General features: G+C 70.1%; 6 protein-coding genes, 2 tRNA genes and 2 pseudogenes. 8 read left to right on the forward strand and 2 right to left on the reverse strand.

What is annotated here, in order from left to right:
• Positions 1-166: pseudogene (locus tag A6Q79_RS11650) on the forward strand (DNA replication and repair protein RecF); the annotation flags it as partial.
• A 1-nt stretch (position 167) separates the two neighbouring features.
• On the forward strand, positions 168-686 hold the full coding sequence (locus A6Q79_RS11655; protein ID WP_286689579.1) for a DUF721 domain-containing protein: 519 nt from the start codon (positions 168-170) through the stop codon (positions 684-686).
• Between the two features lie 656 nt (positions 687-1,342).
• Here A6Q79_RS11655 and A6Q79_RS11660 read toward each other — a convergent pair.
• Positions 1,343-2,185 (reverse strand): phosphatase PAP2 family protein, encoded by an 843-nt coding sequence (locus A6Q79_RS11660; RefSeq protein ID WP_286689578.1) that lies wholly within the window; start codon positions 2,183-2,185, stop codon positions 1,343-1,345.
• A gap of 259 nt (positions 2,186-2,444) precedes the next feature.
• Between A6Q79_RS11660 and gyrB the strand changes: the two genes are divergently transcribed.
• From gyrB to A6Q79_RS11690, 6 genes and pseudogenes are all read left to right on the forward strand, one after another.
• Positions 2,445-4,436, forward strand: a complete 1,992-nt coding sequence (gene gyrB / locus A6Q79_RS11665; RefSeq protein WP_067861121.1) for a DNA topoisomerase (ATP-hydrolyzing) subunit B — start codon at positions 2,445-2,447, stop codon at positions 4,434-4,436.
• Between the two features lie 217 nt (positions 4,437-4,653).
• Positions 4,654-5,816 (forward strand): annotated as a pseudogene (locus A6Q79_RS18665) (DNA gyrase subunit A); the annotation flags it as partial.
• A 129-nt stretch (positions 5,817-5,945) separates the two neighbouring features.
• Positions 5,946-7,058 carry a DNA gyrase C-terminal beta-propeller domain-containing protein gene (locus A6Q79_RS18670; protein ID WP_369038006.1) on the forward strand — a complete coding sequence of 371 codons (1,113 nt, stop codon included), beginning with the start codon at positions 5,946-5,948 and terminating at the stop codon, positions 7,056-7,058.
• Positions 7,059-7,368: 310 nt separating this feature from the next.
• The gene (locus tag A6Q79_RS11680; protein ID WP_256474917.1) at positions 7,369-7,716 is read left to right on the forward strand and encodes a DUF3566 domain-containing protein; all 348 of its coding nucleotides are present in this window, start codon (positions 7,369-7,371) and stop codon (positions 7,714-7,716) included.
• Positions 7,717-7,789: 73 nt separating this feature from the next.
• A tRNA-Ile gene (locus tag A6Q79_RS11685) sits at positions 7,790-7,867 on the forward strand.
• 151 nt (positions 7,868-8,018) lie between these two features.
• Positions 8,019-8,091, forward strand: a tRNA-Ala gene (locus A6Q79_RS11690).
• 108 nt (positions 8,092-8,199) lie between these two features.
• Here A6Q79_RS11690 and A6Q79_RS11695 read toward each other — a convergent pair.
• The coding region (locus A6Q79_RS11695) for a M4 family metallopeptidase (RefSeq protein ID WP_317698345.1) at positions 8,200-9,100 on the reverse strand (901 nt) is incomplete at its 5' end.

Genomic DNA, 9,100 nt, shown 5'->3' on the forward strand with positions numbered 1-9,100 from the left:
CGACGACGTCTTCGCCGAGCTCGACGAGGGTCGCCGCGAGCAGCTCGCCGAGCTCGTGGGCGACGCCGAGCAGGTGCTCGTCACGGCGGCCGTCGCCGACGACGTGCCCGCTGCGCTCGCCGGCCACCGCTTCGACGTGCACGCCGGCAAGGTCACGGAGGCCTGAGGTGTCCGGCACCCCACCCGACGACGACGGCACCGAGCCGCCCGGCTCCGACGACCCACTCGGCCTGGCCCGCGAGATTGCCGACAGCTACCGCGGGACGGGCGCACCGCTGCGTCCCCGTCGTCGACGTACCGACGGCTCCACCCCCCGCCGGCGCAAGAGTCGGGAGGACCCGACCACCGTCGCCGACGCCCTCGGTGCACTCGTGCGCCAGCAGGGTTGGGACGACCGGCTGTCGGCGCAGCGCGTGTTCACCGACTGGTCCTCCATCGTCGGCCCCGAGGTCGCCCGACACTCGACCGTCGACGGGTACGAGGACGCGGTCCTGCACGTGACCACTGACTCGACGGCCTGGGCCACCCAGCTCCGCCTGCTCGCCCCTCGCCTCGTCGCCCGCCTCAACGAGGAGCTCGGCGACGGCGCCGTCCTCCGCATCGAGGTCCGTGGCCCCCAAGCCCCCTCCTGGAAGCGTGGCCCCCGGTCGGTGAAGGGTCGCGGGCCGCGGGACACGTACGGCTGATCGCTGGGCTCGGGCTGCTGGTGCGCTGCCGGCGGGGGCCTCTTCTAGCTGGTGCGCTGCCGCAGGAGGTCTCGACCCGCTGGTGCGCTGTCTCGGCCTTCGCTGTATCTGGTCTCCGAAAGGGCCTCGACCGGGCGGCGGGCGGGCGCGCTGGTCTGGGGTCTCGGGCTGCGGGTTGGTGCTGGGGTGGACGCAAGCTTCTGCGTTCGTGTGCGGGGGGACAAGGATTCTGCGTTGCCTACGGGATCCCGTCGTGAACGCAGAAGCGTTCGGACTCGGGCGCGCGAACGCAGAGACTTTCGCGCCGACAGCCCGCTATCGGTGGATTCTCAACCGCAGAAGCGCTCTTGCGGTAGCAGATCCACCGATAGGACGCGCAAACGCAGAATCGTGGCCCGAGAACGCAGAAACGAAGAAGCGTGCGTCACCCACGGGGCTCAAGCCAGACCCCGAGACCCGAAACCGTGGTCGGGCCCGCTGCCGGTCGAGGCCCTCTCGGAGACCACCGCCAGCACCAGCCGAGGCAGCGCACCAGCAGGTCACGACCCCCTGCGGCAGCGCACCACCAAGGTCACGACCCCCTGCGGCAGCGCGCCAGCAAGGTCACGACCCCCGCAGGCAGCGCACGAGCCCCCAGCGAGGGCGCGACCCGACCCCTACGACGTCGGCGTCGCCCGGTTCCCCGCAGCGACGCCGAGGCCGAGGGTGACGCCGAGGGCGCCGAGGACGAGGGCGGCGTCGGTGAAGCCGTCCCAGCCGTAGGAGGGGCGAACGCCGATGGCGACGAGGGCGCCGATCGCGGCGACGGCGCCGACGAGGGCGAGCAGCCAGGTGCCGCGGACGGCGACGTGCTGGCGACCGAGGACCCACGAGACGACGGCGGTCCAGGCGGTCGTCACGAGCACGGCGCCGACGACGTCGGAGGGTCGGTGCCACCCGGCCACGACCGTGGACGCGCCGGTGAGGGTCACGGCGAACGCACCGAACGGCACGACGAGGGGCCGCATCCAGCGCGGCGACACGAGGCACAGCGCGCCGACCCCGGCGGCCACGACGGTGGTGTGGCCGCTCGGGAAGCTGTTGACGGGGGCGACGACCCCGTCGACGACGTCGGCGCGCGTGAGCAGGGCGTGCTTGAGGACCTGGGTGGTCACGTTGGCGCCCGCGATCACGGTCAGGGCACCGAGAGCGAGCGCGGCGCGACCGCGGAGGAGCGCCACGACGACGCACGCGAGCGCCACGACGACGATCGCGCCGATGGAGACGTAGCCCAGCACGCTCAGCACCTGCAGCTGCGTGTCGCGGCCGGCGACCACGGTGTTCATCGCGCGCTCGTCGAGGCGCTGACCGAGCGGGGTGCGCAGCACGAACCACGCCAGCACCGTGCACGCGAGCGTCGCGCCGAGGGCCACGACGGCGGCGGTGCCGCGCACGCTCGAGCCCGTCCGGCGGGTCGATCGCGCCGGCGCGGGAGCGACGTCGGGGTCCACGAGGGTCATGCCTCCTACGATGACGGACAGGGTCAACTGCGTCGCGGCGCGCCAACGGGCCTCAGACGCCCGAACGCCCCCCGGGGACGATCGGGGCATGGGGCCCCACCCCGCGCGGCGCTCCTGGAGGGGCTGCGAGCCCGCTCAGCACTACTCTGGACCCGCCGGGCCCGCGGTGACACGAGGGCAGGTGCGCTGGGAGCCACACAATCGCCCGTATACTGGAACAGTGACCACCTCTCCTGACGACGAGACCACGCCCGAGCCCATCGCGGAGGAGCTGGTCTCCCGCTCCCAGGTCGAGGGTTCGTACGACGCGAGCAACATCCAGGTGCTCGAAGGTCTCGAGGCCGTCCGCAAGCGTCCCGGCATGTACATCGGCTCCACGGGCGAGCGCGGTCTGCACCACCTCGTCTACGAGGTCGTCGACAACTCCGTCGACGAGGCGCTCGCGGGCCACGCCACCCACATCGAGGTCGTGCTGCAGGACGACGGCGGCGTACGCGTGGTCGACGACGGTCGCGGCATCCCCGTCGACATGCACCCGACGGAGAAGATCCCGGCCGTCACGCTCGTCATGACGTCGCTGCACGCGGGCGGCAAGTTCGGTGGTGGCGGCTACAAGGTGTCCGGCGGTCTGCACGGCGTCGGCATCTCCGTCGTCAACGCGCTGAGCACCACGATGCACACGGTCATCAAGCGCGACGGCTTCGTCTGGCGCCAGACGTTCGACAACGGCGTGCCCACCGGCGAGCTCGAGCAGGGCGAGGCGACCGACGAGACCGGCACGACGCAGACCTTCTACGCCAACGCCGACATCTTCGAGACGACGGACTACTCCTTCGACACCCTCAAGAGCCGCTTCCGCGAGATGGCGTTCCTCAACAAGGGCCTGGAGATCCACCTGCGCGACGAGCGCGACCTCGGCAGCGACGACGAGGACGGCGCCGACGACCTCGAGCGCGAGGTGCGCTTCCGCTACGACGGCGGACTCGTCGACTACGTGCACCACATCAACGTCGGCACCCGCTCGCCGATCCACAACGACGTCATCTCCATCGAGCGCGACGACGAGGAGAACGGCCTCTCCCTCGAGCTGGCGATGCAGTGGAACGACTCCTTCAGCGAGTCGGTACACACGTTCGCCAACACGATCAACACGCACGAGGGCGGCACCCACGAGGAGGGCTTCCGCACCGCGCTCACCACGACCGTCAAGCGGTTCGCCGACACCAACAACCTGCTCAAGGGCAAGGAGGAGCTGTCGGGCGAGGACATCCGCGAGGGTCTCACTGCGATCATCTCCATCAAGCTCGCCGAGCCGCAGTTCGAGGGCCAGACGAAGACGAAGCTCGGCAACTCCGAGGCACGCAGCTTCGTCCAGAAGGTCGTCAACGACGAGCTCGCCGCCTGGCTGGAGCGGAACCCGGCCGAGGGCAAGGTCGTCATCCGCAAGGCCATCGACGCCGCCTCCGCCCGGCTCGCCGCGCGCAAGGCCCGCGACCTCGCCCGCAACCGCAAGGGCTTCCTGGGCGGCGGTGGCCTCCCCGGCAAGCTGGCCGACTGCTCGAGCCGCGACCCCGAGAAGTGCGAGCTGTTCGTCGTCGAGGGCAACTCCGCCGGCGGCTCGGCCAAGAACGGCCGCGACCCGGGCACGCAGGCGATCCTCCCGCTGCGCGGCAAGATCCTCAACGTCGAGAAGGCGCGGATCGACAAGATCCTGCAGAACGCCGAGGTCCAGGCGATCATCAGCGCGCTCGGCACCGGCGTCCACGACGACTTCGACATCGCCAAGCTGCGGTACCACAAGATCGTGCTCATGGCCGACGCCGACGTCGACGGCCAGCACATCTCCACCCTGCTGCTCACGCTGCTGTTCCGCTTCATGAAGCCGCTGATCGACAACGGCCACGTCTACCTCGCGCAGCCGCCGCTGTACAAGATCAAGTGGACCAACCACGCCCACGAGCTCGCCTACTCCGACCGCGAGCGCGACGCGCTGCTCGCGGCCGGCGACGAGGCCGGCTACCGCCTTCCCAAGGAGGCGCCGGTGCAGCGGTTCAAGGGTCTGGGCGAGATGAACGCCGGCGAGCTGTGGGAGACCACCATGGACCCCGACGCGCGTGTGCTGCGCCAGGTCACCCTCGCCGACGCCGCCATGGCCGACGAGATCTTCACGATCCTCATGGGCGAGGACGTCGAGCAGCGTCGCAGCTTCATCCAGCGCAACGCCAAGGACGTCCGCTTCCTCGACATCTAGGCCGTCCGGCCGCCAGCCCGCTCCCGCGACGCCTTCCTGAAACGAGAACCGACACATGACCGACACCCCCATCGAGCGCGACCGCATCGAGCCCGTCGAGCTGCAGGACGAGATGCAGCGGTCCTACATCGACTACGCGATGAGCGTCATCGTGTCGCGGGCCCTGCCCGACGTGCGCGACGGGCTCAAGCCGGTGCACCGGCGCGTGCTCTACGCGATGTTCGACGGCGGATACCGTCCCGACCGCGGCTTCTCCAAGTGCAGCCGCATCGTCGGTGACGTGATGGGTCAGTACCACCCGCACGGAGACACGGCGATCTACGACACCCTCGTCCGGCTCGCGCAGCCGTGGGTCATGCGGGCGCCCATGATCGCCAGCCAGGGCAACTTCGGCTCCGTCGGCGACGACCCGGCGGCCGCCATGCGGTACACCGAGTGCAAGCTCGCGCCGATCGCCATGGAGATGGTGCGCGACATCGACGAGGACACCGTCGACTTCAAGCCCAACTACGACGGCCGCTCCTCCGAGCCGACGGTGCTGCCCGCGCGCATCCCGAACCTGCTCGTCAACGGCTCGGCCGGCATCGCGGTCGGCATGGCCACCAACATCCCGCCGCACAACCTGCGCGAGGTGGCCGACGGCGTCCAGTGGGCGCTCGCCCACCCCGACGCCGGCAAGGCCGAGCTGCTCGAGGCGCTCATCGAGCGGGTCAAGGGTCCCGACTTCCCGACCCACGGCCTCATCGTGGGCACGCGCGGCATCGAGGACATGTACCGCACAAGGGCCGCATCCAGCTCGTCGTGACCGAGCTGCCCTACCAGGTGAACCCCGACGCACTCATGCGCAAGATCGCCGACCTGGTCAACGCCGGCCGTGTGCAGGGCATCTCCGACCTGCGCAACGAGTCGTCCGACCGTGCCGGCATGCGGATCGTCATCGAGCTGCGTCGCGACGCCGTGGCCCGGGTGGTGCTCAACAACCTCTACAAGCACACCGACCTGCAGTCGAACTTCAGCGCCAACATGCTGGCGCTCGTCGACGACGTCCCGCGCACCCTCACCCTCGACGGGTTCGTGTCGCACTGGATCGCCCACCAGATCGAGGTCATCCAGCGGCGTACCGCCTACCGTCTCAAGAAGGCCGAGGCCGAGGCCCACATCCTGCGTGGTCTCGTGAAGGCGCTCGACGCGCTCGACGAGGTCATCGCACTCATCCGCCGCAGCCCCACCGTCGAGGAGGCGCGCGACGGCCTGATCGCGCTGCTCGAGATCGACGAGCTGCAGGCACGCGCCATCCTCGACATGCAGCTGCGCCGCCTCGCGGCCCTCGAGCGGCAGAAGATCATCGACAACCTGGCCGAGCTCGAGGCCAAGATCGCCGACTTCAAGGCCATCCTGGCCAGCGAGGAGCGTCAGCGGGCCATCGTCAGCGAGGAGCTGGCCGAGATCGTCGACAAGTACGGCGACGACCGCCGCACGCCGATCGTCCCCGGTGACGGCGACCTCTCGATGGAGGACCTCATCCCCGACGAGGACGTCGTGGTCACCATCACCCGCGGCGGCTACGCCAAGCGCACCCGCACCGACCAGTACCGGGTGCAGGGTCGCGGCGGCAAGGGGGTGCGCGGCGCGCAGCTGCGCGACGGCGACTTCGTCGAGCACCTGTTCCCCACCACGGCGCACCACTGGATCCTGTTCTTCACGACGGCCGGCCGCGTGTACCGCACCAAGGCCTACCAGCTGCCCGAGGCCGGACGCGACGCCAAGGGTGGTCACGTCGCCGGGCTGCTGAGCTTCCAGCCCGACGAGGAGATCGCGCAGGTCCTCGCCATCCGCGACTACGACCAGGCGCCCTACCTGGTCCTCGCCACCCGCAAGGGCCTGGTGAAGAAGACGCGGTTGGCCGACTACAACAGCCCGCGCCAAGCCGGTGTCATCGCGATCAACTTCCGCGACGAGGACGACGCCCTCATCGGCGCCGACATCGCCGGACCCGACGACGACCTCCTGCTCATCAGCAAGAAGGCGCAGGCCATCCGGTTCCGGTCCGACGACGACCAGCTGCGGCCCATGGGTCGCGCGACGTCCGGCGTCACCGGCATGAAGTTCCGCGACGACGACGCCCTGCTGTCCATGACGGTCATCCGGCACGAGCACGCAGACGTCGCCCTCGAGGACGTGCCCGAGGAGGACCGCCTCTACGTCTTCACCGTCACCGACGGCGGCTACGCCAAGAAGACCTCGATCGACGAGTACCGCCTGCAGGGTCGCGGCGGCCTGGGCATCAAGGCCATGCAGATCACCGAGGCCCGCGGCGAGCTCGTCGGCGGACTGGTGCTGAAGGACTCCGACGACGTCATCTCCGTCACCGCTGGAGGCCAGGTCACGCGCAGCCAGGTCGCGGGCGTGCCGGCCAAGGGTCGCGGCACGATGGGGGTCACCTTCGTCAAGTTCAAGGGTGACGACCGGGTGGTCACGATCGCACGGAACACCGACCTGAGCGGCGCGGCGGAGCCTGACAGCGAGGCCGACGACGCCCCGGCCGGTACGGTGGACCCGGTGACGCCCGACGACGCGGGCACCGAGGTCACTGACACGACTGACGAGGGGCACGACGAGTGAGCGACCAGCAGAAGCCTCAGGACCGGGCACCCAGCTCGGGCGCCGGTGACGCCGCGCGGACGCAGCAGATCCCGCGCCTCGACCGTGACGGCAAGCCCGTCGGCGGCGGCAAGGACGCAGCGCAGGGCCCGCTCCCGCCAAGAAGGGCGCGGCTGCGCGCGAGAAGACCCCGACGGCTGCCGACTACGCCGGCACCACGTCGCAGTCGCCCGACAGCACCGCGGTCATCCCCGCCGTCAAGGACGAGCCGAAGGCTCCGGCCGCCCCTGCCTCGCCGGCAGCGGCGTCGGCGTCCGGTCGTCAGGCACGGCTGCGGCTGACGCACGTCGAGCCGTGGTCGGTCACCCGTCTGGCGTTCGTCGTCTCGGTCGCGCTGATGATCGTCTCGGTCGTCGCGGTCACCATCTTCTGGGTGGTCCTCGACCTCACCGGCATCTGGGACCAGCTGAACGGCACGGTCTCCAACGTGCTGTCCGACAGCGCCGGCAGCTTCGACCTCACCGACTACCTCGGGCTGGGTCGCCTGGTCGGCCTCACACTGATCTTCAGTGCGGTCAACGTCGTGCTGATGACGGCGATCGCCACGATCGCCGCGCACCTGTACAACCTCGCCGCCCAGCTGCTGGGCGGCATCGAGGTGACGTTCACGGATCACTGATCCGCGAACTGCGGCGGTGCTGCCCCCGGTTCGCCCGGTCACCCGGGCGTGGGGTAGAGTTCATCGCTGTTGCGGGCCTATAGCTCAGCTCGGTTAGAGCGCTTCCCTGATAAGGAAGAGGTCGCTGGTTCAAGTCCAGCTAGGCCCACCACCGGACGCCCGAGGAGGACGGCGATGAAGAAGCTTCTCGCGGTCGTCCTCGCCGCGCTCGGGGTGCTGTGGGCCGTGGCTCGTCGCGACGACGGGACCGCCGCCACGCGCACCACCTGGGAGCAGGCCACCGACTCGGTCTGATCCCGCGAGGGGCTGTGGCGCAATTGGTAGCGCACCTGCTTTGCAAGCAGGGGGTTAGGGGTTCGAGTCCCCTCAGCTCCACCGAAGGTGGTTCGCGCGACGCCGACAGCTCTGCGCCTCGTCCACCGCCCGGACGAACGGATCGCCCGCACCGCGTGGGCGGTACGGGCGATCCCTTCGGTCGCCTGCCTACATCCGCGTCGCGGTCACGACCTTGCTCACCTGCTGGCAGTCGGTCGACGTGAACCCGGCGGTCCCGCCCGAGGCGAGGGCCGAGCAGGAGGACTTCAGCGTCTGGCCGAGCTGGGCGTAGTTCGACGAGCTCGTCAGTGCGTTGAGCGTGCGCCAGTAGAGCTGCTCGGCCTTGGCCTGGCCGAGACCCGTGATGGTCTGGCCGTTGAACGTCCCGCCGTCGGTGATGAGGTACGCCGCCTTGTTGCCCACGCCCGAGTTGGTGTGGACACCGCCGTTGTCGCTCGAGCCGCTCTGCCAGTACTGGCCGCGGTAGCTCGACGGCTGGCTGCCGCGCTCCGGGGTCTTCATGTCGCGGATCGCGCCGATGGGCAGGTCCTCACCGAGCAGCCACCGCGCCGAGGACGTGTCGTTCCCGGTGCCGTTGTCGAGGTCCTCGAACTCGCCGAACACGTCGGCCATCGACTCGTTGATGGCCCCGGGCTCGTAGGAGTACACCAGGTCCGCGGTGTTCTGGATGACACCGTGCGTCAGCTCGTGGGAGACCACGTCGTCGGCCGAGGCGAAGCCCTGGCCGAAGACCATGCTGCGTCCCGTCCAGAACGCGTTCTCCATCGGGCAGCCGTAGTCGCCGCCGGAGTCGCGGTAGCACGCGCGCACGGTCGCGCGAAGCGCTCCGCCACCGATCTGCGTCGACAGGTCGTACCCGAACCGGCTGGTGTAGAACGACGACGTCGCGCCGAGCTGGTCGTAGGCCACGTTGACCTCCGAGACGCTGCTCGCCGCGGACCCCTCGGTCCGCACCGGGCTCGGGCAGTCGAGGTTGGTGACGTACTGGTTGCGGGCGTCGCACACGCGGCGGTTGGTCGCGTCACGCTGCGTGGTCTCGGTGTAGACC

This window comes from Aeromicrobium sp. REDSEA-S32_B7 (assembly GCF_001626145.1).
In the GTDB taxonomy this organism is placed as follows: Bacteria; Actinomycetota; Actinomycetes; order Propionibacteriales; family Nocardioidaceae; genus Aeromicrobium; species Aeromicrobium erythreum.

Excerpts from the sequence above, each read along its gene's own strand:
- A6Q79_RS11660 (WP_286689578.1), bottom strand. The coding sequence starts at position 2,185 with ATGACCCTCGTGGACCCCGACGTCGCTCCCGCGCCGGCGCGATCGACC.
- A6Q79_RS18670 (WP_369038006.1), top strand. The coding sequence starts at position 5,946 with ATGGAGGACCTCATCCCCGACGAGGACGTCGTGGTCACCATCACCCGC.